At 38.3% G+C, this 23,545-nt stretch carries 24 protein-coding genes and 1 pseudogene; 8 read left to right on the forward strand and 17 right to left on the reverse strand.

The features are described from left to right. Positions 1 to 21: 21 nt before the first annotated feature. Positions 22 to 2,742, reverse strand: coding sequence for a preprotein translocase subunit SecA (gene secA, locus AC1Z3T_RS15110; RefSeq protein ID WP_009584669.1), 2,721 nt, complete (start codon positions 2,740 to 2,742; stop codon positions 22 to 24). 331 nt (positions 2,743 to 3,073) lie between these two features. Between secA and AC1Z3T_RS15115 the strand changes: the two genes are divergently transcribed. After that, positions 3,074 to 3,712 (forward strand): peroxiredoxin, encoded by a 639-nt coding sequence (locus AC1Z3T_RS15115; protein WP_100885949.1) that lies wholly within the window; start codon positions 3,074 to 3,076, stop codon positions 3,710 to 3,712. A 177-nt stretch (positions 3,713 to 3,889) separates the two neighbouring features. Here the strand turns inward: AC1Z3T_RS15115 and lysM are convergent, their stop codons facing one another. From lysM to AC1Z3T_RS15145, 6 genes are all read right to left on the reverse strand, one after another. Continuing rightward, the gene (lysM, locus tag AC1Z3T_RS15120; protein WP_004830234.1) at positions 3,890 to 4,363 is read right to left on the reverse strand and encodes a peptidoglycan-binding protein LysM; all 474 of its coding nucleotides are present in this window, start codon (positions 4,361 to 4,363) and stop codon (positions 3,890 to 3,892) included. A 288-nt stretch (positions 4,364 to 4,651) separates the two neighbouring features. Further along, positions 4,652 to 4,888, reverse strand: coding sequence for an acyl carrier protein (acpP, locus tag AC1Z3T_RS15125; RefSeq protein ID WP_004723957.1), 237 nt, complete (start codon positions 4,886 to 4,888; stop codon positions 4,652 to 4,654). Positions 4,889 to 4,974: 86 nt separating this feature from the next. Next, complete coding sequence (gene fabG, locus AC1Z3T_RS15130; RefSeq protein WP_005031128.1) at positions 4,975 to 5,709, reverse strand: 3-oxoacyl-ACP reductase FabG; 735 nt, start codon at positions 5,707 to 5,709, stop codon at positions 4,975 to 4,977. Beyond that, positions 5,706 to 6,692, reverse strand: coding sequence for an ACP S-malonyltransferase (gene fabD / locus AC1Z3T_RS15135; protein WP_004830238.1), 987 nt, complete (start codon positions 6,690 to 6,692; stop codon positions 5,706 to 5,708). The genes fabG and fabD overlap by 4 nt, the downstream gene beginning before the upstream one ends. A 166-nt stretch (positions 6,693 to 6,858) precedes the next feature. Then, the gene (gene rpmF / locus AC1Z3T_RS15140) at positions 6,859 to 7,044 is read right to left on the reverse strand and encodes a 50S ribosomal protein L32 (protein ID WP_004830240.1); all 186 of its coding nucleotides are present in this window, start codon (positions 7,042 to 7,044) and stop codon (positions 6,859 to 6,861) included. Positions 7,045 to 7,118: 74 nt separating this feature from the next. Further along, the gene (locus tag AC1Z3T_RS15145) at positions 7,119 to 7,682 is read right to left on the reverse strand and encodes a YceD family protein (RefSeq protein WP_005031131.1); all 564 of its coding nucleotides are present in this window, start codon (positions 7,680 to 7,682) and stop codon (positions 7,119 to 7,121) included. A gap of 97 nt (positions 7,683 to 7,779) precedes the next feature. On the opposite strand from AC1Z3T_RS15145, the gene AC1Z3T_RS15150 reads away from it, so the two are divergent. Continuing rightward, positions 7,780 to 8,445: an elongation factor P hydroxylase gene (locus tag AC1Z3T_RS15150; protein ID WP_004830244.1), complete on the forward strand. Its 666-nt coding sequence runs from the start codon at positions 7,780 to 7,782 to the stop codon at positions 8,443 to 8,445. A 268-nt stretch (positions 8,446 to 8,713) separates the two neighbouring features. Further along, positions 8,714 to 9,331 (forward strand): L-threonylcarbamoyladenylate synthase, encoded by a 618-nt coding sequence (locus AC1Z3T_RS15155; RefSeq protein WP_004830246.1) that lies wholly within the window; start codon positions 8,714 to 8,716, stop codon positions 9,329 to 9,331. 85 nt (positions 9,332 to 9,416) lie between these two features. Here the strand turns inward: AC1Z3T_RS15155 and AC1Z3T_RS15160 are convergent, their stop codons facing one another. Then, positions 9,417 to 10,211 (reverse strand): MipA/OmpV family protein, encoded by a 795-nt coding sequence (locus AC1Z3T_RS15160; RefSeq protein ID WP_419321110.1) that lies wholly within the window; start codon positions 10,209 to 10,211, stop codon positions 9,417 to 9,419. A 475-nt stretch (positions 10,212 to 10,686) separates the two neighbouring features. Here AC1Z3T_RS15160 and AC1Z3T_RS15165 point away from each other — a divergent pair, with 475 nt between their 5' ends. Beyond that, complete coding sequence (locus AC1Z3T_RS15165; RefSeq protein WP_483396759.1) at positions 10,687 to 11,502, forward strand: MBL fold metallo-hydrolase; 816 nt, start codon at positions 10,687 to 10,689, stop codon at positions 11,500 to 11,502. Positions 11,503 to 11,504: 2 nt separating this feature from the next. Next, the gene (locus AC1Z3T_RS15170; protein WP_100885951.1) at positions 11,505 to 12,101 is read left to right on the forward strand and encodes a dual specificity protein phosphatase family protein; all 597 of its coding nucleotides are present in this window, start codon (positions 11,505 to 11,507) and stop codon (positions 12,099 to 12,101) included. Positions 12,102 to 12,124: 23 nt separating this feature from the next. On the opposite strand, the gene AC1Z3T_RS15175 is transcribed toward AC1Z3T_RS15170, so the two are convergent. From AC1Z3T_RS15175 to trpA, 4 genes are read right to left on the reverse strand one after another with little or no spacing between them, the layout of a single operon-like run. Beyond that, entirely contained in the window at positions 12,125 to 13,129 is a 1,005-nt protein-coding gene (locus AC1Z3T_RS15175; RefSeq protein WP_100885952.1) for an SPOR domain-containing protein, read from the reverse strand. Further along, positions 13,120 to 14,409: a bifunctional tetrahydrofolate synthase/dihydrofolate synthase gene (gene folC / locus AC1Z3T_RS15180; protein WP_100885953.1), complete on the reverse strand. Its 1,290-nt coding sequence runs from the start codon at positions 14,407 to 14,409 to the stop codon at positions 13,120 to 13,122. Before folC ends, AC1Z3T_RS15175 begins: the two co-directional genes overlap by 10 nt. Beyond that, the gene (accD, locus tag AC1Z3T_RS15185; RefSeq protein ID WP_004830255.1) at positions 14,406 to 15,302 is read right to left on the reverse strand and encodes an acetyl-CoA carboxylase, carboxyltransferase subunit beta; all 897 of its coding nucleotides are present in this window, start codon (positions 15,300 to 15,302) and stop codon (positions 14,406 to 14,408) included. Before accD ends, folC begins: the two co-directional genes overlap by 4 nt. Further along, positions 15,299 to 16,102: a tryptophan synthase subunit alpha gene (trpA, locus tag AC1Z3T_RS15190; RefSeq protein ID WP_005031143.1), complete on the reverse strand. Its 804-nt coding sequence runs from the start codon at positions 16,100 to 16,102 to the stop codon at positions 15,299 to 15,301. The genes accD and trpA overlap by 4 nt, the downstream gene beginning before the upstream one ends. A gap of 422 nt (positions 16,103 to 16,524) precedes the next feature. On the opposite strand from trpA, the gene AC1Z3T_RS15195 reads away from it, so the two are divergent. After that, complete coding sequence (locus AC1Z3T_RS15195) at positions 16,525 to 17,862, forward strand: Na+/H+ antiporter NhaC family protein (protein ID WP_100885954.1); 1,338 nt, start codon at positions 16,525 to 16,527, stop codon at positions 17,860 to 17,862. A gap of 352 nt (positions 17,863 to 18,214) precedes the next feature. On the opposite strand, the gene AC1Z3T_RS15200 is transcribed toward AC1Z3T_RS15195, so the two are convergent. From AC1Z3T_RS15200 to AC1Z3T_RS15220, 5 genes and pseudogenes are all read right to left on the reverse strand, one after another. After that, on the reverse strand, positions 18,215 to 18,670 hold the full coding sequence (locus AC1Z3T_RS15200; protein WP_100885955.1) for a hypothetical protein: 456 nt from the start codon (positions 18,668 to 18,670) through the stop codon (positions 18,215 to 18,217). A gap of 11 nt (positions 18,671 to 18,681) precedes the next feature. Further along, positions 18,682 to 19,323 (reverse strand): glycoside hydrolase family 19 protein, encoded by a 642-nt coding sequence (locus tag AC1Z3T_RS15205; protein WP_318011295.1) that lies wholly within the window; start codon positions 19,321 to 19,323, stop codon positions 18,682 to 18,684. A 189-nt stretch (positions 19,324 to 19,512) separates the two neighbouring features. Next, a pseudogene (locus AC1Z3T_RS15210) lies at positions 19,513 to 19,803 on the reverse strand (PAAR domain-containing protein); the annotation flags it as partial. After that, positions 19,796 to 20,242, reverse strand: coding sequence for a PAAR domain-containing protein (locus AC1Z3T_RS15215; RefSeq protein ID WP_100885957.1), 447 nt, complete (start codon positions 20,240 to 20,242; stop codon positions 19,796 to 19,798). The gene AC1Z3T_RS15215 and the pseudogene AC1Z3T_RS15210, both read right to left, overlap by 8 nt. Positions 20,243 to 20,509: 267 nt before the next feature. Continuing rightward, on the reverse strand, positions 20,510 to 21,547 hold the full coding sequence (locus AC1Z3T_RS15220; protein WP_100885958.1) for an AraC family transcriptional regulator: 1,038 nt from the start codon (positions 21,545 to 21,547) through the stop codon (positions 20,510 to 20,512). Positions 21,548 to 21,701: 154 nt separating this feature from the next. Between AC1Z3T_RS15220 and AC1Z3T_RS15225 the strand changes: the two genes are divergently transcribed. After that, positions 21,702 to 22,577: a metal-dependent hydrolase gene (locus AC1Z3T_RS15225; RefSeq protein ID WP_009584713.1), complete on the forward strand. Its 876-nt coding sequence runs from the start codon at positions 21,702 to 21,704 to the stop codon at positions 22,575 to 22,577. A gap of 49 nt (positions 22,578 to 22,626) precedes the next feature. Beyond that, positions 22,627 to 23,502 carry a metal-dependent hydrolase gene (locus AC1Z3T_RS15230; protein ID WP_004830260.1) on the forward strand — a complete coding sequence of 292 codons (876 nt, stop codon included), beginning with the start codon at positions 22,627 to 22,629 and terminating at the stop codon, positions 23,500 to 23,502. The last annotated feature ends 43 nt before the right edge of the window (positions 23,503 to 23,545 follow it).

The raw sequence follows: 23,545 nt of genomic DNA on the forward strand, positions 1-23,545 counted from the left end.
TTTATTGAATTTTCAGTCGGTTTAATTAATTTTACCGTGGCACTGCTTATATTTCAGTCCAGAACCACATGGGCATGGTGCATTGCGACTTTCTGGTGGCTCAACCACATCGTCATTTGCAAATTGTGCATCAACGATATCATTGGTCACATTACCACTTAAACCATCTACTTCATCATGAGCAAAGTTCAAGCGCATTGCATCTGCTTGTGCTTGTTGTTGAGCTTCCATTTCAGCAAGCTCTTCAGGTGTTGGAATATGAACACGAGAAATATCAGTCACCACATCTGACTTAATTACACCTAACATATTAACGAATAAGTTAAATGCTTCTTTCTTGTATTCTTGCTCAGGATTCTTTTGTGCATAACCACGTAAGTGAATGCCTTGACGTAGATAATCCATCGCAGCCAAATGATCCTTCCAATGACGATCTAATGAACCCAACATGAAGTGACGTTCTAAAGTCGCTGCTGTTTCAGCACCCATTTGCTCACGACGACCACGATAACGTTCAACAATCTCATCAGAAATACGCTCAACCAAAGCTTCTTCATCAAGACGGCGGTCTTCTTCCAACCAACGATTAACAGGAAGATCAATACCTAAATCTTCTTTTAATGCATTTTCCAGACCATCAATATCCCATTGATCATGGATGGATTCTGGTGGAATATAAGTCTCAATCAAACCTTTTACAACTTCGCGATGCATTTCTTCAATATAATCTTGAAGTGAACTCTCTTCTAAAATCTCATCTCGTTGAGAGTAAATAATCTTACGTTGCTCATTATTGACGTCATCATATTTCAATAAATTTTTACGAATATCAAAGTTTCGTGCTTCAACTTTACGCTGCGCATTTTCAATCGAACGAGAAACCATCTTATGTTCAATAGCTTCGTTTTCTTGTAAACCCATTGCACGCATCATTGCAACAACACGATCACCTGCGAAAATACGCATCAAATCATCTTCTAAAGACAAGAAGAAACGTGAAACACCAGGGTCACCTTGGCGACCAGAACGACCACGCAACTGATTATCAATACGACGAGATTCATGACGTTCAGAACCGATGATATGTAAACCACCTGAACTCAACACCATTTCATTATTGTGTTCCCATTCTGCTTTTAGACGTGCTTCATCTTCAGCAGTAGGTTGTTCAATTTTGGCTAATTTAGCTTTCCAGTTACCACCAAGCAAAATATCTGTACCACGACCTGCCATGTTTGTCGCAATCGTAACAGCACGTGGTGAACCTGCTTGTGCAATAATATCAGCTTCACGTTCATGCTGTTTAGCATTCAGCACTTCATGCGCAATGCCCGCTTCTTTAAGCTTATCCGATAAAATTTCAGAAGCTTCAATCGTTGCAGTACCGATCAGGATTGGAGCAACACCAGCTTCATGGATTTTTTGAATCTCTTCAATAATCGCGTTGTATTTACCATTACGGTTTAAATAAATTAAATCGTTCTGGTCATTACGAATCATTGGACGATGCGTTGGAATAAGTACAACATCCAAGCCGTAAATTTCTTTCATTTCCGCAGCTTCAGTATCAGCAGTACCTGTCATACCTGAAAGCTTTTTGTATAAACGGAAATAGTTCTGGAAAGTTGTTGTCGCTAAAGTTTGGTTTTCAGGTTGAACATCCAAGCCTTCTTTTGCTTCAACTGCTTGATGTAGACCTTCTGACCAACGGCGTCCCGGCATGGTACGACCTGTATTTTCATCAACAATAATCACTTCACCATCATGTACGATGTAGTGAACATTGCGTTGATACAAGAAATGCGCGCGAATTGCTGCTGAGACATGATGAACAAGGTTAAGATTTGATGGTGAATACAAGCTTTCGCCTTCAGCCAACAAGCCCATTTTGATCAATTCATCTTCAACAGTTTCATAACCGACTTCAGTCATTTCCACTTGGCGTTGTTTTTCATCAATCCAGAAATGCCCACCATCTGCAACTTTTTCTTCTTTCTGTGCATGAAGCTTAGGTGGAATACTATTGATTGCGACATACAATTGTGATGAGTCATCACTTTGACCAGAAATAATCAACGGAGTACGCGCTTCATCAATCAAGATCGAATCGACCTCATCAATAATCGCATAAACTAAACCACGTTGCTTTTTCTCTGCCATAGAGAAAACCATGTTATCGCGAAGATAATCGAAACCAAATTCGTTATTAGTACCATAAGTAATATCTGAACGATAAGCTTCAGCTTTTTCGATTGGTGATTGCATTGAATAAATCACGCCAACCGTTAAACCTAAGAACTCATAAAGCGGACGGTTTAATTCAGCATCACGTTGTGCCAAATAATCGTTAACCGTAATAACGTGAACGCCTTGCTCACTTATTGCATTGAGATAAACAGCCAAAGTTCCCATCAGGGTTTTACCTTCACCTGTACGCATCTCAGCAATTTTACCTTCGTGCAAAGTAATACCACCAATGAGCTGCACATCATAATGACGCATACCCATAACACGCTTTGCTGCTTCACGACATACGGCAAATGCTTCTGGCATTAATTTATCTAGGCTTTCACCATTCTTATATCTTTGTTTGAATTCTTCAGTTTTTGCAGATAAGTCTGCATCGCTGAGTGCAGATATCGTCGGCTCGAGCGCATTGATCTTATCGACAATTTTACGCATACGTTTTAGTTCGCGCTCGTTTTTAGTACCGAAGATTCCTCCGATCAGACTTGCCAACATATAAACTCTCTAAATCTTGTAAAATAAATTTTTCTCAGACGATATTATGGTGTTAGAAATTTGAAGTACAAGGGTTTTGCACAAATCCAATCAAAAAAATCTGACGACCAGTTGGGTACGCATGAGTTAAAGCGCCTTAATGTAGCAAATTTAACCGATATTTACAGCGAGGTCGTGCGCAATTCTGTGTTTTTTTCACATCAACACACCAACATATCTGTTTTTTTCATAAAGAAATAAAAAAACACTATTTTTAATTATAAAAAAACTGCGCAATAGTATTTTGGACGAGCTAAATAACAGATGATTTTTTAATTTTGAGGTTTTTATCATGACGCTACGACTAGGTGACATTGCACCAGATTTCACCCAAGAATCCAGTGAAGGACCCATTCACTTCTATGATTATTTGGGCGAGAGTTGGGGAATTCTGTTTTCGCACCCAGCAGACTACACACCTGTATGTACTACTGAACTTGGCTATACTGCAAAGTTAAAAAGTGAATTTGAAAAACGTGGCGTAAAAGCTATTGCCCTCTCAGTAGATGATGTTGAATCACACCGCGGATGGATTAACGACATCAACGAAACACAAAATACTCAGGTGAACTTTCCGATACTTGCAGACAAAGATCGTAAAGTTTCAACGCTTTATGATTTTATCCATCCCAATGCCAGTGAAACTTTAACCGTTCGTTCTTTAATTATTATTGATCCCAATAAAAAAGTACGCCTCATTATTACCTACCCAGCATCAACTGGGCGTAATTTCCATGAAATTTTGCGGGTGATTGACTCATTACAACTGACAGACAACTATAAAGTAGCAACACCCGCCAACTGGCAAGATGGTGAGGATGTTGTCATTGTGCCTTCACTCAAAGATGAAGCGGAGTTGAAAGAGCGCTTCCCAAAAGGCTATACGGCGGTTAAACCTTATTTACGTCTTACACCACAACCGAACAAATAAAATAACCCGCAACTACGTCATTTATTTAAACTAACTACTCTTTCAAAAGATCACATTTTATATGTGATCTTTTTTATGCCATTTTTCTATTCAAGTCCAAGACACTCCTTATTAAAACCAGACTGAATCTAAAATCAAAAAAAGGCACCGAAGTGCCTTTAATTCTATCGACAGCATTTAAGCTGGAATACGCAAAACTTGTCCAGGAAAAATATCATCTGCATTTTTCAGTAATGGGCGGTTTGCTTCAAAAATTTTATTGTATTGATTTGGATCACCATAAAATTCTTTTGAAATTTTTGACAAATTATCACCTGACTTCACCGTATAGAATTTACTTTCTGGCTCTGGTGTAGCAACAGTCATTTGATCATCCACTTGAGCAACATGATCAACATTACCAATCGCAAGAACAATTTTCTCTTTATCTGCTTGGCTGTGTACTTGTCCACGAACAGTAGCTAAGTCTGTTTGAGAATTATAACTCACCGATAAACCGTCAATAGACAGACCCAAACTCTTCACGAGTCCAAGGAGTTTGTTCGCAACTTCTTGTGCAGAAGGTTCTGCTGGTGTTGCTGGTGCAGCTTGGGGCTCAGCAGGCGCTGTATTTTTTTTACCGATACCTTTTACGAAATCAAAAAGACCCATTTATGTTCTCCATATTTTATTTGGAACTTGTTTTTACTGTGAACTTTTATAAAAAATTATAAACTCTATTTTTATAGCGAAAAAACACAGCGAAATGCGTAGTCATTAGTGACAGAAAAGTAACCGTATGTAACCACTATTTTTTTGATTTTAGAATTATTTCAGCATGATCAAATATTTTGTTTAGGTGATTAAGCTTGATTTCATCTTTAAAAATATCCAGCAATAAAAAAACCACCTTTACGGTGGTTTTTACGCATAACAACGACGTGTTATACAATCAACACATTAACCAAGTTTTTTAGTTACATAGTCGATTGCTGATTGAACAGTCGTGATTTCGTTAGAATCTTCATCAGGAATAGTGATGTCGAAGTCATTTTCGAAAGACATAACAAGTTCTACTAGGTCTAAAGAATCCGCACCCAAATCATCCATGAAAGATGCTTCGTTTTTGATTTCTTCAGCTTTAATACCTAATTGTTCTGCAACAGCTTGTTTAATGCGTTGTTCGATATCGCTCACAGGAATTCTCCTCATTGCTTGTGGCGGCTTTTAATTGCCTGATAGTTTAATTGAATATTTACTTTTTTCAAAGTTTATACATCGCATTACGCCATGTATAAACCACCATTTACGTGTAATACTGTGCCTGTAATGTAACTAGCTTTGTCAGAAGCCAAGAAACTCACAGCATCCGCAATGTCTTGTGGTTGACCAAAGCGGTTTAAGGCAACTTGATCACTCATTTTTTTACGAATGTCTTCGCTTAACTGCTCAGTCATTTCAGTCGCAATAAAACCTGGAGCAATGCAGTTCACTGTAATTTGACGGCTACCCATCTCTTTTGCAAGGCTACGGCTAAACGCTTCAATACCTGCTTTTGCCGCTGAATAATTGGCTTGACCTGGATTAGCAAAATGAGCAACCACAGAACTAATATTGATAATACGTCCAAAGCGAGCTTTGGTCATACCTTTCAATACACGTTTAGACAAACGGAAAACAGCCTTGAGATGAATGTTGAGAATATCGTCCCAATCATCTTCAGACATACGCAATAATAAATTATCTTTGGTAATCCCTGCGTTATTGACCAATATCATCACTGAACCATATTTTTGTTCAATGTCAGATACCAATGCATCAATGGCTGTACCGTCGCGTACATCAAGTACTGCGCCTACACCTTGCTCTGCAAAAGTCACAGAAAGTTTTTCTGCACCTGCTTCAGATGTTGCTGTACCGACAACAAAATAACCATCTTGAATTAATTGTTGAGCGATGGCAGCACCAATTCCTCTGCTTGCGCCTGTCACTAATGCAACTTTACGTTCTTGTGTCATGCAATTTTCCCTTCAGCCACTAAGATAGCATTCAGTGCATCTTCCATACGTGCTTGCGTATCAAGTGGAAATGCTTTTTCAATATTAGGTAAACGTTTTGCCAAATTTGCCAGTACATTACCAGGTCCGCACTCTGCAACATACTGGATACCTTGATCTTGTATGAATTGCATGGTTTTGGTCCACTGTACAGATTGGTACAATTGCGCTGTTAACGCCTGACGTAACTGTGTGGTATCTGTGGCAATTTCAGCATTGACATTTTGTATTACAGGAATACTTGGAAGCTCAATGGCAGTTTGTTCCAAAGCTTCTGCAAACCGTTCAGCAGCAGGTTTCATCAACGAACAATGAGATGGTACGGATACTGGTAAAGCAATCGCTTTGCCACCATTCTCTTTTGCCGCAACCATAACCGCTTCAACCAACGTCTTATCCCCTGCAATCACAACTTGACCTTGTGCATTATAGTTTGCCGCTTCAACTGAGCCACGCCCTTGCACATTGGCTTGTTCACACAGTTCAATGACTTTTGCATCCTCCAAACCGAGAATCGCAGCCATTGCGCCTTGCCCTTGAGGTACTGCAGATTGCATCAACTGACCACGTAGATTGACCAATTTAACTGCATCAGCTAATGTCATTGCATTTGCAGCAACCAAGGCGCTGTATTCCCCCAATGAATGACCTGCAAGATACTTTGGTGCAACACCACCAAGATCCAACCATACACGCCAAAGCGCAATACTGGCTGTTAATAGTACAGGTTGAGTGTTTTCAGTTTGATCTAAACCCTCACCACTTTGCGCAATGTGCCATAAATCAAAACCAATGGCATCTGAAGCTTCAGCAAAGGTTTCTTGTACACCACTAAACTGTTCTGCAAGTTCAGCAAGCATACCTACTTTTTGTGACCCTTGACCTGGAAACAAAAATGCAGTTTTTGTTGCTTGAGCTGCTTGTTCGAGTCGTTTGGCAGACATATAAAAAGTCCCTTATTTAATCTTGATCGTTTCCGATGCGGCAATTTTACAGAAAAAAAAAATTTATTTAATTGCGAAATACAACAAAAAATACGCTTATACAAAACAAAAAAAGGGAGCTTTCGCTCCCATTTTTTCACTAAGCTTACGCCTAATGCGTCAACAATTATTCAGCATCAGCTGCTTTAGCGAATAATTGACGACCACGGTAGAAACCATCTTTAGTCACGTGGTGACGACGGTGAGTTTCACCTGAAGTTTGGTCTACAGTTAATGCATTCTCGGTTAAAGCGTCATGTGAACGGCGCATGTCACGGCGAGAGCGACTTTTACGGTTTTGCTGAACGGCCATGATGGCTCCTTACAAATCGAAAAAATGGATCAGAACAAATTCGGTTGTCTTAACTTAACAGTATAACACAAAATTTAGTTAAGTTTACCCTTCAAACTTGCCAAAACATCAAACGGGTTATCCCGTTTTTCTTCAACAATGTCCTGAACGGCTGGCTGATGCTTATGTTCACAAGCGTCATGCTTAGGAGACAAAGGCATCAACAATAACAATTCATCTTCTAAAAGCGCGAGTAAATCAACAGTTGCAGGAGTATTGGTTAAATAATCTCCCTTGGTTGTTGCTTCACTTTCACCTAATACGATGAAATCAGCATCCTCATCCAAGCGCTCTATCAGTGACTCATCATCTATTAAAGCCAAATGGAAATCAGAAACCAGAGGAATTTCAACAGAATCCAGACAACGCTGACACTCCATTGGAACTTTAGTATCTACATGACCATCCAACCATACGATACGATGATACGCATCCATTGATAGCTTACAGTCTATATTGATCAATTGATCATCAATTGATCCAACAGCTTCACGGGAAATACGAACAAAGCGAGACAATGGCAGTGTACCTGACCATGTAAAGCCTTGTTCAGCCCATTTAAACGGCTCTATCTGTGCCGGAAAGGTATTTGCTGACATAATTAAGGCGGCAATTCTACAAATTCATAGGTACTCTGTCAAAGATTAAGATACAATTTTGTACTTATTTAGACAGATCTCTTGAGTAATACAAGCCATGCATCAGTTGCAGCCGCAACCTGAAGTCACTACTTCATTACAATTTAACACCCGCTTAACCTCTGAAAACACATTGGAAGTGACCGATGTGCAACGCTCCCAATGGGAGAATTTGCAAACAGAAGCCCAGCAAGTAGATTGGCTTATCTTACACTTTAATCGTTGGTTTTCCCACCTAAATGTAATACTTGTTCGTGGTGATTTTGAACCTGAATATTTTCCTGCAACAAAAGACCAGCCTGCACGTATTCAATTTGCACATGGATTTTTTAATAGTGCTTTACATGAAATTAGTCATTGGACCATTGCAGGTGAACAACGTCGATTGTTACCTGATTTAGGCTATTGGTATGCGCCAGATGGACGTACAGCTGAGCAACAAGCCTTGTTTGAACAAGTCGAAATCAAACCTCAAGCCATAGAATGGCTATTTTCTAAAGCATTTGGACGAAAGTTTCGAGTCTCACTGGATAATCTCACTGGAGAAGGGGGTGATGGTGCTAGATTTAAAGATCATGTTTATGCTCAGGTTCAACACTTTTTTTCAGGTGAAACTAAACTTCCTCGCGATGCAAAACACTTTATTGAATGTATTTGTGCATACACTCGAGGTGGCAAAACATTACAAAGCACTGAGTTCAACCGAAATGATTTAGACGGTTAATCAAAATAAGTTAACTCAAACATCTTTACCTACTCATTTCGCCATCTTGATTCTATAGCTGGCGATATAATTGCAATCAGAGTCCACTCATTCGCACTAGATCGACATAGATTTTAGTGAATGTCATATTCAAAAGCTAAAATACCTGAGCCATCGTTCTAATATTATTAAAATATGAATAAGTTCAAATAAAATTACAAATAATGGTGTTCTTAACCATTTATTTTCAATACCATATACCAATAGATAATAAATCAGGAGAATAAATATGCTGCATTTAAGAGTACATCCTGACAATCCTCAACCACGTTTAATTAGTCAAGCTGTAGAAAGAATTCGAGCAGGTGATGTTGTGGTCTATCCAACAGATGCGGCTTATGCCATAGGCTGTCAGATTGGAAATAAAAATGCCATGGAACGTATTGCTCAGATTCGTGGCTTAGGTGCCAAACATCAATACGCCATTATTTGTGCTGACTTATCAGATATCGCCACTTATGCCAAAGTAGACAATGCAATGTATCGACTACTTAAAGCCAATACACCTGCAGTCACCACGTATATTTTACCTGCAACCAGTGAAGTACCGCGTCGCTTAATGCATCCAAAGAAAAAAACCATTGGTCTACGTGTTCCAAGTAATCCTGTCTGTCAAATGCTGTTAAAAGAGTTGGGAGAACCCTTACTGACAAGTACCTTGATCTTACCCGGTCAAGATGCACCAATGGATGATCCCTACGATATTGAACAATTATTGGAAAAACGCATTGATGTATTTATTGACAGTGGTTTGGGAACTTTAACCACCACCAGTATTGTCGATCTCTCTGGAGTAAATCCAGAAATTGTTCGTCGTGGTGTGGGCGATGTCAGCGCTTTTGAATAAGCGCTGGACATTTAAGTTTTAAAGCGATCTCTTTCTCGAAGTCACATGAATAACATTAATCCCTCTAATATTAATCATGTGATTATCAAAAATTATAGGTTAATCCCGTATAAAAGATAGTTGTTGTTTTTTCATTTATTAAAGGTCCATTTTGGGCTTTATTGGGTAAGAACTCTTGCTTGACTGCACCACTCAAACTAATGTTCTTTGTAATATTATAGATTGCACCTAGCGAAACTTGCGGGACAAACAATTGATTTGGTTTGTAAGATGTAACACCTCGAGCAACTTCACTATCCAATACACCATAGTAATAATTTGCTCGCTTATCAGAGAGCCAATTTACACCAACATTTGGAATAATGGTGAGCTCTGGGGTAAGACTCCAAAAATATTCATATTTTAAACGCAACTCCGCACCTTTACTCGCTCCACCAACATCATTGACAGCTTGTAAAGAAAGTTGGCCATAAGGTGAATGAATAAGCCCTTCAAAACCTAAATCAACACTTAAATCTCGATCGTCTAATTGAGATTTGTTTAGATTTTTTTCTGCTAATTTTCTTGTACTGAGTTTATCAACGTCTAAAATCATCATACTGGCATTTGCAATCGCACTAAATTTAACCACCTGATTTTGATATAGATGAGCACCTGCATACAAACCACGAACAAAAAAACGATCACTTTCATATGCAATAACAGGAACAAGGATAACTTCTGTTTTTTCTCCTACATACATTCCAGTACGCCCAACTACCCCCATGCCTAAACTCACACCCTTAACCTTATTAATTTGGTTAATTGTTTTATCTACATCCGCCGCAAAAACAACAAAAGGGAAACACAATAACGTGGTAAATACAGTTCTTTTCAACATCTTCCATCCCACATATATTAAGAAATTTTAAATAATAACACTTATTAAACAACACAAAACACCAACTTAAGTAAATTTAATCAATTAATTAAATTTACTATAGACGTTATAAATTATTTTTAAATTTACATAAAAATTAATAAAAACAAAATATTACAAACATAATTTATTCAAAAAGATATATCTGATTTTAAAATAAATGCGAACTTCGTTACAAAGTTGTATACAACCCTACCCCATCATCAAAAAATTATTTAAAAAATCTTAAATTCAACTCTTAATTTATGAAGATACAGCGCATAAAAATTTTGATTTTCAAACAAAGCCCTTGTTGTGATTATTGATCCAATTGAAGATTTCTCTTTTGAAATGCGCTTCGAAGGTTGAGATTTGAGTAGTTTATGATTATTTTAGATTGGTATTTTTGCTAATTCAGTTTATAAACAAAGCACAATCCTAAAAACAAAGTGTCATTATGATATACAACATTCATCATCTACATTGTGGAACGATGTGTCCAATCTGTGCACCAATTTATGGGCAAAAGGGCTTACATGCCAAAATGGTCTGTCATTGTCTTTTGGTTGAAACGGATAAGGGATTGGTCCTAATTGATACTGGTTTTGGTACTCAAGATTATCTTCACCCACAAACCCGTCTGGGTCGATTATTCTCAAAGATGAGTGCAATTCAATTTGATTTTACATTAACCGCAGTTGCACAGATTCAACAACTCGGCTTTCAGCCTTCTGATGTGAAACATATTTTAGTCAGTCATTTAGACTTGGATCATGCTGGAGGAATTTCAGACTTTCCTCAAGCCACGATTCATATTCTATCCAGTGAATATAATGCAGCTCAGAAACTCTCGATGATGAATAAATTACGTTATCGCCCACAACAATTTAAAAATCATCGTCACTGGAACTTTCTTGAGCCCAAGAATGGAGAATCTTGGTTTAATTTTCACAAGGTTCAAGGTTTTCATATGTTTAATGATGAAATTTTATTGATTCCATTACTGGGACATACCACCGGACACTGTGGTATTGCGATTAAACAACACAATGGATGGGTATTCTTCTGTGGTGATGCCTATTACAGCCATTTGGAATTAGATCCAAATCATAAACTTCCGCTCCTGGATAAGCTGGAACGTTTATTTGCAGAGAATAATACAGCTCGCTTAAAAACACTTTCTGAAATCCAACGTTTGGCACACAATGAACCACGCATCGAAATAATTTGTGCGCATGATCCCGTTGAACTTGACCGCTACTTTGTAAAATAATTATGAAATTGAAATTACTCGCCTCTACCGTCTTAGTCAGCTTAAGTTTACAGTTTGTGGGCTGCATGACGACATCAGCACTTCCTGATCACCAACGCCCACAGCAATGGGGCACTGTGGTGAATAAACAGCATAATTTTTATCGTATCAGTGACAGCGTTTTCCGTAGTGAACAGCCCAGCACAGAGATTATTACTGCCTTAAAAGAGCATGATATTGCTGTGATCATCAATCTAAGGAGCCGTGATAGAGATAAAACTGTTTTGGCACAACAAGATTTTCAATTGGTACATATTCCAATCAACACTTGGGCAATCGATCGTGATGATTTACTTCAAGTCATGAAAACGATTCAAACAGCTGAGAAAAAGCAGCAAAAGGTTCTTATTCACTGTTATCACGGCTCAGATCGTACGGGTGCAAGTGTTGCCATGTATCGTATTATTTTTGAGAATTGGTCAGTCGATGATGCATTAAAAGAAATGAAACATGGTGGTTATGGTTTTCATCCAATTTGGAGCAATATTGAAAAACTTTTTACCCCTGAAAATATAAGATGGATTCGTGAGCGTCTCACGAATCCATCTTTAGCGACCTAATCTATAGCACTAAACATCAGCTCTTAACGGCGATCCAAAGGAACCCATTCGATTACCCAAGCGGATTTCATGCCTAAACTTGCATCAGCATTGATCTTTTTACGTGATGCATCAGCAGACTCTCGATCTTTAGATGGTCCAACCATGATACGAATACCTTTCGAGGTTGGGCTTTTGGTGACTTTATACCCTTTGGCACGGAGCTTTGCAGCGACTGCATCTGCATTAGCTTCATTGGCTGCAAGTGCAACTTGTACCATCCATTGTTTATCACCATTTTCCAGTAGATCGCGTGCTTTTTCTGCCTCGACTTTCTTTTTAGCTTCTTCAGCTTTACGCTTTTTCTCAGCTTCTGCTTTTTTCTCTTCAGCTTGTTTTTTCTCAGCAGCAGCTTTCTTTTCAGCTTCTATTTTGCGTTTCTCGTCAGCTTTTTGTTGTTCTTCTAGCTTACGTTTTTTCTCTTCAACTGCTTTACGCTCTGCTTCTGCGGTAGCTTGTCGCTTCTGCTCAGCGAGCTTTTTTTCAGCTTCGGCTTTCTGTTTTAACTGTGCATTTTGTTGCTCAAGCTGTTTCTGTTCAGTTGCTTTCTGCTGCGCTTTGGCTTTTTCATCTTGTACTAGCTCAGGAGGAATATCTGCACCCTCTTGAGCTGCCGCTGCTGCACCACGTCTTGCATTTGCAGCAGCATATTCTTCAGCAGCTTTACGTGCAGCATCAGCCTCTGCCTGTTGTTGCATACGTAAAAACTCAGCAGCCTTGGCTTCTTGTTCAGCCACAGCTTTTTCACGAGCACGCTTTTGTTCTTCCAACAGACGTTTTTCTGTTGCAACATCCACAGTCAATGGTTGCAATTGTACAGCCTCGCCTGCAGGCGTAGTTTTGTTTGGCTGAGTTTGACTTGTAGGTTGTGTTTCAGCCTGTCTTTGGTGGATTTCTTCTTTACCTTTTAGAAGCAATGCCGCCAATAGAACACCACCACTTAATAAAACAACACCGCCCATCCAGCGTTGTTTGTTATTCATTGACATTCTTCTAAATACTCCCAGACCGCTTCTAAGGTATGGAACGAACCACACACCAAAATCAGCTGATTATTATTGGTTTCTGCAAGCGCTGATTGAAATGCGGCTTGTACACAATCAAACTGTTCAACTGTCTCATTCTGCAATGCAGTGTGCAACTGTTCCATTGATGCTGCACGAGGCACAGTTAATGGAGCAATTTTCCACTTTAAGACAGTATTTTTCAACAACTTGACCACAGAATCTATATCTTTGTCAGACAACATTGAAAAAATAGAGACAACTTCTGTGTACTGTTTATTGTATTCTAAGAATTTTCGCAATTGCTTTAACAAAAATTCAACACCATGCGGATTATGTCCCGCATCAAAGATGACTGTTTTATCTTGTATTTTTCTAATTTCAAAACGACCAGCCAATTGTGCCTTTTTGATTCCCTGAGCAATTGCCTGTTGCGAAACATTTAAATCACTGAGTAAAACTGCGGCGACAGCAGTAGAAATATTTTCTAAAGCAAGCTGCCCTGCTGGAAATTTCAAAGTCGTACCTGAACTTGAAAAGTTCCAAGTCTGACCATCTTCAGATAGCTGATAAAAATAATCACGATCTACAGCATATAACTGAGCATTAGATTGTTGTGCTTTATCCTGAATCGCTTGTGGTATTGTTTGTAAGCCACCAAAGACGATAGGAATATTTGGACGAATAATTCCTGCTTTTTCAAAAGCAATTTTTTCAATCGTATCGCCCAACCAGTCGGTATGATCTAAACCAATATTGGTAATCACAGCGAGATCTGGGTCAATCACATTGACCACATCTAAACGTCCACCTAACCCTACTTCTAACACCCAAACATCGCATTGTTTCTGTTTAAAAATAACAAATGCTGCCAGTGTGGTTGCTTCAAAAAAGGATAATGATAAATTGCAGATACGACGTGCTTGATCAACTTGAACAAAAGCATCAATCAGAGTTTGATCATCAACTTCCTGACCAGCCAATTTGACACGTTCATTGAATCTGTAAATATGTGGGGATTGATATAGACCTACATTCAAACCTTGCGCATTGAATATGGCAGCGAGGGTGGTTGTGGTTGATCCTTTACCATTAGTGCCAGCAACAGTGATCACTTTTGCTGAGGGGCGCATGATTTCGAGTTGTTCAGCTACAGGAATGACTCGCTCTAAGCCTAAATCAATTCCTGTAACGTGAACATGGCTCCAATAATCGAGCCATGTTTGTAATTTATCAGTATTTAAAGGTGCTGTTTCGTTGTTCAAGGCAAGTTCATCAGTTTCGCTACAATACGATATACAGTATCACGTAATGCATGACGATGAACAATTTGATCGACCACCCCATGATCAAGCAAAAATTCCGCACGTTGGAACGGTTCTTCAAGTTTCTCACGTACGGTTTGTTCGATAACTCGCTTACCAGCAAAGCCAATCATCGCTTTAGGCTCAGCAATTTGAACATCGCCTAACATCGCCAAAGACGCAGTAACACCTCCATAAACAGGATGTGTCAACACCACAATATAAGGTAGATGTGCATCTTTCATTTTTTGAACTGCGGCTGAAGTACGTGCCATTTGCATAAGCGACAACATGCCTTCTTGCATACGTGCACCGCCAGAAGCTGCAAAACAGATTAATGGCTGTTTGTCTTTAATGGCTTTTTCAGCAGCCTGTACAAAGCGATCGCCCACAACAGTACCCATTGATCCAGCCATAAAGTCGAATTCAAAAGCACAAGCCACCATTGAAATATTTTTCAACTGCCCTTGCATGGCGACCAGCGCTTCAGTTTCACCTGTTTTATCCTGCGCTTCTTTTAAACGCGCTGGATAAGGTCTACTGTCGACAAAATGTAGCGGATCTTTTGCAACAAACTCTTGACCAAGTTCATTGTTAACCTGATCAAAGAACCAGTTCAAACGATCACGTGCTTTCATTTTCAAATGTTCATCACATGACGGACAAACATAAGCATTAAAAGACATCGCTGTACGAGTCACGAGTGCATGACATTCAGGGCACTCAATGGTTGGTTCAGTAAACGTCGCTTTGAGTGTTTGTTGTTGATCAGGCACATCAATGCCTGGAACTTTACGATCTGTCCACGGCGTAATTGCGCTGAGGATTTTCCCTGATTTCACTTCTTGATTCATACTAACTCATCGAGCGCCGCTCGAAGCTCCTTGACTTTATTCACTGCTGCTTCAACAGCTTGTTCTGGTGCAAGATTTGCAAAAGGTTTGACAAAAGCACTTCCAACAATCACAGCATCTGCAACTTGACCAACAGCTTTAGCAGAAGCAGCATCACTGATTCCAAAACCTACACCAACAGGAATATCGGTAAAGGTTTTAATTTTTTGGATACGTGTTGCGACTTCAGTTGTGTCCAATGTTGCAGCACCAGTGACACCTTTTAGAGACACATAGTAAATAAAACCACGGGCTTGATTTACTACATGTTGAATACGCTGTTCAGTAGAGGTTGGTGCGAGCAAAAAGATCTGATCCATATCGTATTTTTGCAATACGTCATCTAATGTTTTTGCTTCTTCTGGAGGTAAGTCCACAAGCAACACGCCATCTACGCCACATTCATGGGCATAAGCCACAAACTTTTCATATCCAATGACTTCAACAGGATTTAAATATCCCATTAAAACAACAGGTGTAGTGGTGTCTTTTTGACGAAACGCTTTGACCATATTCAAAGCATCAAGTGTGTTGGTTCCAGCAGCCAGAGCACGCTCTGCTGCAAGTGCGATTACAGGACCATCTGCCATCGGGTCGGAAAATGGTAATCCAAGTTCTACAACATCTACGCCTGCTTCAACCATCTGATGCAACAATGGTACCGTTACATGAGGTTGTGGATCGCCCGCCATCACATAAGAAACCAAAGCCTTACGCTGTTGAGATTTAAGTTGTGCAAAACGAGTGGCTAAACGTGACATAGGATTGTACATTCCTTGAATTGTTCAAACTTGAGGAGTTTTTAGATGATCAGACAACTGAGATGAATTTAAAATTCATTGACTTATTATCTTCCATCATCCAAATGTATAAATACAAGACACTGCATTGTAACGCTATTTTTTACTCAAAGGATAGAGTCACATAGTCGCTCAAACGTATCTTGTTTTATATGACAAATAATAAAACAACCCATATGTACATTTAGCGCTATTTTCAAAATGAGGACAATGATCAAAGTTACCTATTTTTAATATAATGAAAATCCCACATATTTTTTAAAAAATAAAAATAAATCATAACTATAGGGCAAAAAAAGCACTTCTAGAAGATACACAATCATTTTTCAGAAATTGCAAAAGCTGTTTATACTACGCGGGATTCTGATTTTTTATCTCCTCTTATGACCACACTCCCACAGGCTAAAGTGCAAGCCAGTGCGCTTGCGCTATTACCACTTATTGTATTTTTAGCCATTTTTTTAGGCAGCGGTATTTACCATACCATCATTGGTACTGAATTTGCTTTTTATCAAGTCAAAGCCCCGATCGCAGCGTTGCCTGCGATTATATTGGCAATTTTGCTGTATAAAGGAAAAATAAACTCAGCAATTGAAGCATTTTTAAATGGTGCAAGCCATCCAAATTTGATCCTCATGTTTATGGTTTTCATGTTGGCTGGCGCATTTGCAAGTGTGACCAGTAGCATTGGAAGTGTGGATTCAACTGTTCAATTTGGTTTATCCATCATTCCACCGACATTTGTCTTGCCCATGCTGTTTGTGATTTCAGCTTTTATTGCAACTGCAATGGGCACATCAATGGGCACAATTGCAGCTTGTGCTCCGATTGCCTTTGGATTCTCCCAAGCCACAGCGATTCAGCCCATTTATGCCATAGGTGCAGTGGTTAGTGGTGCAATGTTTGGTGATAATCTATCGATGATTTCAGATACCACCATTGCGGCAACGAGAAGTTTAAATGTAGAGCTACGCGACAAATTTCGGGTCAACATTTGGATTGCTCTACCGGCTGCAATCATCACCATCATGATTTATTTTTTGACCAGTCACCAATCTCAACTCATTGAGTATAAAAGCTATAACTTATGGTTGATTGTGCCTTATTTGGCTGTTTTCTTTTTGGCTTTTACCCGCTTGCACGTGCTTGCTGTGTTGACGATTGGTATTGTCCTTTCTGTCTTAATCGGTCTGGTTGCAAAGCCTGAATTGGATTTACTCAAATTAAATAACGCAATTTATGACGGATTTGTGGGAATGTTTGAGGTTGCGCTACTTTCCATGTTTTTAGGTGGACTTTCTGCCATTATGCAAAAGGAAGGTGGTTTAGAGTGGTTAATTCAACGGATTTATTCTGCAACCCGACGATTTAATATTGGTCGACAACGTGCAGGTGAAATTGGTATTAGCTTTTTGGTGATTTTCTCGAATTTATTCGTTGCCAACAATACTGTGGCAATTATCTTATCTGGTGATATGGCACGAGAAGTTGCCAAAGAATATGGTGTAGACCCCAAACGTGCTGCTGCATTCATGGATATTTTTTCATGTGTGATCCAAGGCATTATTCCCTATGGTGCACAACTTCTACTCGCATGTTCAATTGCTAAACTTTCACCTGTGGAACTCATCAGCTCCATTTATTACTGCTGGGTATTGGCAATATTTGCAGTTTTGGCTATCGCATTTAGATTTCCAAAATTAAAGCTGCGTGATAAATAAAGTCGAATTTGTATAATTATTAAAGATTAACTCAAACATAGAGATTATTAAATTGATCTCTATGTTTAAAATAATTGAGTATCTTCTAGATTTTAAAGCTGTCGTCTCTATTGTTCAAATTAGCACGTTTTCGTAAACATTTTATCAAAATCAATACTCCTCATAGCCCTAGGATTAGCAGTCTTTATTTTCACCAAAGTTTGCTTCAATTTTGATGATTTAGACGAATATGACGTTTTCAATTTTCCTAAATAAAACTATAAAATATGAACTTATTTTAGTTAAAACTATCAACAAATAATATGAATTTTGCTATTCATAGCAATTACCCTTATGGAACTAAATACAATAACTACCAATCGCTTACATCTTTTTGAATTTTTCCCTTTTCATCGATGGAAAAAGATATTGCTTTTGCTTGCTTCTTTATCAAGAGTTTATCTTTAACATTGATTTGGTATGTTTTTTTTAACCAGTTTCCATTGATTGTTGAACCGACCATTTCTAATATTGATAAAGTATCATTCTTTAATGATAAATCTATGAATGAGGATGTTTCTGGATAATATTTAAAAGAATAGCAGCTAGCTTTTTTGTTTCCATTCAATCGAATAGTCACATAATCGCCATTATCAATTTTAAATCTATCCACTTCTTCCTTACTTATTTCTTGAACTTTTAATTTAGAAATTGAATCACATAAACTTTTATTAAAGCTTGGCTCAGTGATTAATTTTATTACATTATCCGTCAATGCATAAGCAGTATTCGATAATAAAAATAATCCTATAATCAATATATTTTTCATAAGTTCTTATCTTACAATGACTCGCAACTAACATTCGAAAGTTTCTTCTTGTTGGTATGATAGCCAATCCATATATTTTTACCAACTTTGCTTGTATTCAATTTACTATTTTTAAAATCGTACATCCCAATGATCTGTTTACTAGCTTTTATTTTAATACAATGTTCTTTTATGCCCATCGTTTGTATTAGTTTCAATAAATTATTTTTTCTTCCGCAATAATCATTAAATCCCCCATTAACAAGCATAGTAACGTAATGGACGTCGTCATTATCAGCATAAATATTAGCATTTCCCCAAGGAGATCCACTCTTCCAATACCATGCAGCAGAATTCACAACATGTTCAGGTTCTGATGCAATGAGATCTATTTTATCAGGAACGAATTTTTGACCAACTGCAGAACCATATTTTTCATAGTTAGTATTATGAGTTAATTGTATTAATCCTCTACCATGATAGGCTGCCCCACCTTTGTAATTTTTCCAATTATCAGGGATTGATCCATCTCTATTTTTATATTCTTCAGTAGTCTTAAAGTGATCACCTTCACAAGAAATTTGGGCTAAAAAGTGAGCCTTTCTCAAGCATGTATTGATTTCAAAAGTTTTCATTGCTGTATTTAACAATACAAGAAATTTTTGAATATCCATTCCTTTAACTTTAGGATAGACAGAGCGATAAAATAGTCCCCTTGTTAGCACATCCTTTGGAAGGACTTGTTGTAAAAATTCTTCTGTAATATCTTTTGTGCAAAAACATGTTTTATCTTTATTTTCTTCTTTATCTGCGACAAAACTATTAGTTAGATTTTGTTGCAAAATAGGCTTTACGTTAAAAATTGTTGAACTTCTATAGTTCTCTCCCTGACTTGTGCCTACAACATGATCTTGTTTCGGTAAAATTTTAGCTCCACAACTCAATATATCATCAACATAGGCAACTGGTTTACCATCCATAATGATATGATTATGACTGGCTTGTATTGTCGACCAACATTTATACTTTGGGCAAAAATGACCATCTCCTGCACGTAGAAAAAAATTTCCCATTTGAGATGTTCTCTGTTGTGTTGCTTGAATAATTCCACCGTGATTCGTCATAGAGTTATGAATTGCAAAACCTTTAGCCATGTTGAATACCCTCCTCTAGATTTAAGAAACCTTCAGGAGCCTTTTCACCTTTAAAAATATGAAAAGCAACAGATTGATTAGGACTATCAATAATTTCATCACCATTGTCTAAATGACTACCTACTAATGCAATAGACTTTCCTTCTATAAGAGAAGCTTTGCCTGTACCTGAAACAATTTTGGATATTGTTCCATCGGCATAAAGGACTTCATCACCCACTAAGGCTACCGCCAGCCCACCGATTTTACATTGCAAAGCACTGGCTTTAACTAATCCACCATTTTTAGTTTTAGATCCATTTACCGCAATATAATAAGTCGCTTTGGGTCTATGTTTAAAATATAGCTGTTCTGCTTTTAATGTTTGCTGAATATCTTCTTGTGACATTTGCTGCAATTGTTCAAAAGGTAATTCATATAAAAATTTTGGACTAGTCATTTTCAAATCCTTAAAGTTATTTGAAAGACAATAGATTTTCTAGATATAAAGCTCCAACACTATAAAATTAAAATAAAATTTTATTATTAATGTGTTTGAGAAAGTTTTAAATCATAACTATTGATATTAAATGTGATTGTTATGGTGAGTAAATTTAAAACATAAATTTAGCAACATTGATAAGCTAACACAAAAATTAAATTTAAAAAAACTAAAATGTAAGAAATATTAACAAGTGTGAATTATTCCTAATAACTTGACCGTAACTCAAGATTTATTCTTTAAATCTTGCTTTTTTTCTAACAACGTTTGACCACTATATGCTTTATAGGCTCGGGCTAAAGCGGACTGATCCGAATAACCTAAACGCATTGCAATTTCAGAAAGTTGTATGTCACCACTCAGTAAAAATTCACATCGTTTCATCCGTTCACTTTCAACAATTTTTTTAAAAGAAGTGCCTAAGTCACTGAGTTGCCGTTGTAAAGTACGTGTCGAAATATGCAGTTCCTGTGCAACATCCTCAATCTTTGGTGCTTGTTCTTTGAGTTTTAAATACTCCGCAACGATAATATGCAATTGCTGGGCAATGGTTTTATAGCGAGGTTTCGCTGCGATCGCTTCTTCTGCCTGCTTGACTAAGAGCTGCATCAAAGATGGGTCAGCTTGTTGTATCTTCAGTTCCAAGCCTTCCATACGCAATACAAAACTATAGTGAGGTTGATTGAATAGCACCTCGCAAGCATAGAACTTTTGATAATGATAGAGTGCCATCTGTGGGGCGTGTGCAAAGTATACTGCTTGTAGGGGAAATTGATTTGGGGGTACGATTTTCCGTGCAAGATGCATCATCAGCGCATTGGTAAATTCATTAATTAAAATATATTTATCATGGTGAAATGGCCAAATTAAATGAACATACTGCCCTTTTTGTTGCATCTGCATGGGAATTACTTCATCCCCATCAATCACCAAGCGACTAAAGCGCATAATATTTTGTAATGCCTCGGCAACGGTAGTACTTCGGGATGCCATATAACCCAGCACTCCAAAATGTTCTGGTCGAACATATTCCGCCATTTCAAAAACAATTTGTGGGCAATCGAAAGCCTGTTTGGTTTTTTCAATCAATTGGTGAAAGAATAAATAAGCCGATTGTTTATCAATAGGTAATGACAGGATACTTAGCAAATGTTGTTTTTCATCTGCTTGCAAAAAATCAAGCGTGGTAACATCCACGTTTCGTTCAGCCAAGTACATCTGCCAGAGATGGAAATAGCCGTTCGGAATCTGAAGCTCTTGCATATCCTTGCACTCTTTCAATTCTACATATCAACCAATTTGACATTCTAAATTTTCATTCTGTCATAAAATGTATAAAAATTGGCAATATCTGTCAAAACAAAGCTGCAATTTCCCGACATACTGAAATCATCGAAAGCAATGCAAGTAAAACAAAATGAATGCATTAGTTAAATATCAGGTGGACCCAGTCGTTCGCACCAAGCTCGATTTCAAGCTTGAAGACGTTCCTCGCTTTTGGTTTGGCGGAGATCCATTCCGTACACGTTTATTTGATGCTTTGAGCCTAACCTTTCCAGATGGAGAGCGCTACTTTATTGAAAGTGTTCGTTTATTTCGCAATAAAATCACTGATCCAGATTTACAACAACGGGTTGCTGACTTTATTCGTCAAGAGGCTCAACATGGCATGGCACATGACAAAATGAACCAAGTCATGAAAGACCAAGGAATGCCTGTTGATCGTTTTATTCAGCTTCTACAGAAAATATTTAAATTTGAACTCAGCCAACGTTCTCCACAGTACAACATCGCTATGACAGCTGCAGCGGAACACTTAACCGCACTTATGGCAGAAACTTTTTATCGTCATAAAGCAACTTTAGCTGAAGCACATCCTTATGTTCGCGCTTTGTTAGCATGGCACTCTATTGAGGAAATGGAACATCGAGATGTGGCCTTTGATGTGATGCAACAAGTGGGGGAAGTTCCAGATCATTTACGCCGTTTCGCTTTGGCGTTTACCACAATCATGATGTTCAACTTCACGCTGTACCGAGCCAATATCATGTTGAAGCATGATGGTTTCAGCCGTCTAGAACGAATCAAGATGGCGGCTCAAGGCTTACCCTGGTTCTTTGGAAAGCAAGGTATTCTTTCAGCAATGAGAAGTGAATATTTGGATTGGTTTAAAAAAGATTTCCACCCTAGCCAACATCCAGTGATTCGCCAATATCAAGTTTGGGTCGACACCATGGCTGCCACCAATGATCCAATTCAAGCAGGTGAAGCATTTTGGCAAGCAGGTTTATAAGTCTGCTTATGCTACACCTTTGTTGATGGGTAAATGTGAGAATAAAATAATGAATGCATATGTACAACACCAAGTTGATCCTGTAGTCCGAACCAATCTAGATTTTAGATTAAATGAAGTTCCACGTTTTTGGTTCGACAACGACCCTTTCCGAACACGTATGTTTGATGCACTTAGCCTGACTTTTCCTGTCGGTGAACGCTATTTCATCCAAAGTGTACGAGCACTTCGCGATAAAATCACCGATCCAGATTTACAACAACGCGTAACAGATTTCATTAAGCAAGAAGCACAACACGGTCTAGCCCATGACAAAATGAATCAGGAAATGCAACGCCAAGGTATGCCTGTAGATCAGTTTGTTCAGTTTATGGGTGAACATTTTGAGTACATCCTCAAACATCGCTCTAAGCAATACAACATTGCCATGACAGCTGCAGCAGAACACCTCACCGCACTTATGGCAGAAACTTTTTATAGTCATAAAGAAACTTTAGCTGATGTACATCCCTTTGTACGCGCACTCTTTGCTTGGCACTCAATTGAAGAAATGGAGCATCGTGATGTGGCTTTTGATGTGATGAAAGAAGTGGGCGAAGTGTCAGAGAATCTGCGTAAATTCGCGCTGGCTTTTGTAACATTACAAATGTTTGGTTTCACTTTTTATCGTGCCAATGTGATGTTAAAACATGACGGCTTTAGCCGCTTACAACGCGCCAAATTTGCACTCAAAGGTATTCCTTGGTTCTTTGGTAAGTCTGGAAAATTATCTGCCATGCGTCAGCAATACCTAGATTGGTTTAAAGCCGATTTTCATCCGAGTCAGCACCCTGTGATCCGACAATATCAAGTCTGGGTAGATACTTTGGCTGAAACCAATGATCCAATTGAAGCGGGTGAAGCGTTTTGGCAAGCAGCTCAATAAGACATTGAAATAATTACCCCCCCTAGCTGATCAATTTCTTTTT

Source organism: Acinetobacter sp. B-6, from assembly GCF_056930735.1.

What these genes read in the sequence shown, in the direction of transcription:
- secA (WP_009584669.1), bottom strand. Translation starts at nt 2,742, where the DNA reads ATGTTGGCAAGTCTGATCGGAGGAATCTTCGGTACTAAAAACGAGCGC.
- AC1Z3T_RS15115 (WP_100885949.1), top strand. Translation starts at nt 3,074, where the DNA reads ATGACGCTACGACTAGGTGACATTGCACCAGATTTCACCCAAGAATCC.
- lysM (WP_004830234.1), bottom strand. Translation starts at nt 4,363, where the DNA reads ATGGGTCTTTTTGATTTCGTAAAAGGTATCGGTAAAAAAAATACAGCG.
- fabG (WP_005031128.1), bottom strand. Translation starts at nt 5,709, where the DNA reads ATGACACAAGAACGTAAAGTTGCATTAGTGACAGGCGCAAGCAGAGGA.
- fabD (WP_004830238.1), bottom strand. Translation starts at nt 6,692, where the DNA reads ATGTCTGCCAAACGACTCGAACAAGCAGCTCAAGCAACAAAAACTGCA.
- rpmF (WP_004830240.1), bottom strand. Translation starts at nt 7,044, where the DNA reads ATGGCCGTTCAGCAAAACCGTAAAAGTCGCTCTCGCCGTGACATGCGC.
- AC1Z3T_RS15145 (WP_005031131.1), bottom strand. Translation starts at nt 7,682, where the DNA reads ATGTCAGCAAATACCTTTCCGGCACAGATAGAGCCGTTTAAATGGGCT.
- AC1Z3T_RS15150 (WP_004830244.1), top strand. Translation starts at nt 7,780, where the DNA reads ATGCATCAGTTGCAGCCGCAACCTGAAGTCACTACTTCATTACAATTT.
- AC1Z3T_RS15155 (WP_004830246.1), top strand. Translation starts at nt 8,714, where the DNA reads ATGCTGCATTTAAGAGTACATCCTGACAATCCTCAACCACGTTTAATT.
- AC1Z3T_RS15160 (WP_419321110.1), bottom strand. Translation starts at nt 10,211, where the DNA reads ATGTTGAAAAGAACTGTATTTACCACGTTATTGTGTTTCCCTTTTGTT.
- AC1Z3T_RS15165 (WP_483396759.1), top strand. Translation starts at nt 10,687, where the DNA reads ATGATATACAACATTCATCATCTACATTGTGGAACGATGTGTCCAATC.
- AC1Z3T_RS15170 (WP_100885951.1), top strand. Translation starts at nt 11,505, where the DNA reads ATGAAATTGAAATTACTCGCCTCTACCGTCTTAGTCAGCTTAAGTTTA.
- AC1Z3T_RS15175 (WP_100885952.1), bottom strand. Translation starts at nt 13,129, where the DNA reads ATGTCAATGAATAACAAACAACGCTGGATGGGCGGTGTTGTTTTATTA.
- accD (WP_004830255.1), bottom strand. Translation starts at nt 15,302, where the DNA reads ATGAATCAAGAAGTGAAATCAGGGAAAATCCTCAGCGCAATTACGCCG.
- trpA (WP_005031143.1), bottom strand. Translation starts at nt 16,102, where the DNA reads ATGTCACGTTTAGCCACTCGTTTTGCACAACTTAAATCTCAACAGCGT.
- AC1Z3T_RS15195 (WP_100885954.1), top strand. Translation starts at nt 16,525, where the DNA reads ATGACCACACTCCCACAGGCTAAAGTGCAAGCCAGTGCGCTTGCGCTA.
- AC1Z3T_RS15200 (WP_100885955.1), bottom strand. Translation starts at nt 18,670, where the DNA reads ATGAAAAATATATTGATTATAGGATTATTTTTATTATCGAATACTGCT.
- AC1Z3T_RS15205 (WP_318011295.1), bottom strand. Translation starts at nt 19,323, where the DNA reads ATGGATATTCAAAAATTTCTTGTATTGTTAAATACAGCAATGAAAACT.
- AC1Z3T_RS15215 (WP_100885957.1), bottom strand. Translation starts at nt 20,242, where the DNA reads ATGACTAGTCCAAAATTTTTATATGAATTACCTTTTGAACAATTGCAG.
- AC1Z3T_RS15220 (WP_100885958.1), bottom strand. Translation starts at nt 21,547, where the DNA reads ATGCAAGAGCTTCAGATTCCGAACGGCTATTTCCATCTCTGGCAGATG.
- AC1Z3T_RS15225 (WP_009584713.1), top strand. Translation starts at nt 21,702, where the DNA reads ATGAATGCATTAGTTAAATATCAGGTGGACCCAGTCGTTCGCACCAAG.
- AC1Z3T_RS15230 (WP_004830260.1), top strand. Translation starts at nt 22,627, where the DNA reads ATGAATGCATATGTACAACACCAAGTTGATCCTGTAGTCCGAACCAAT.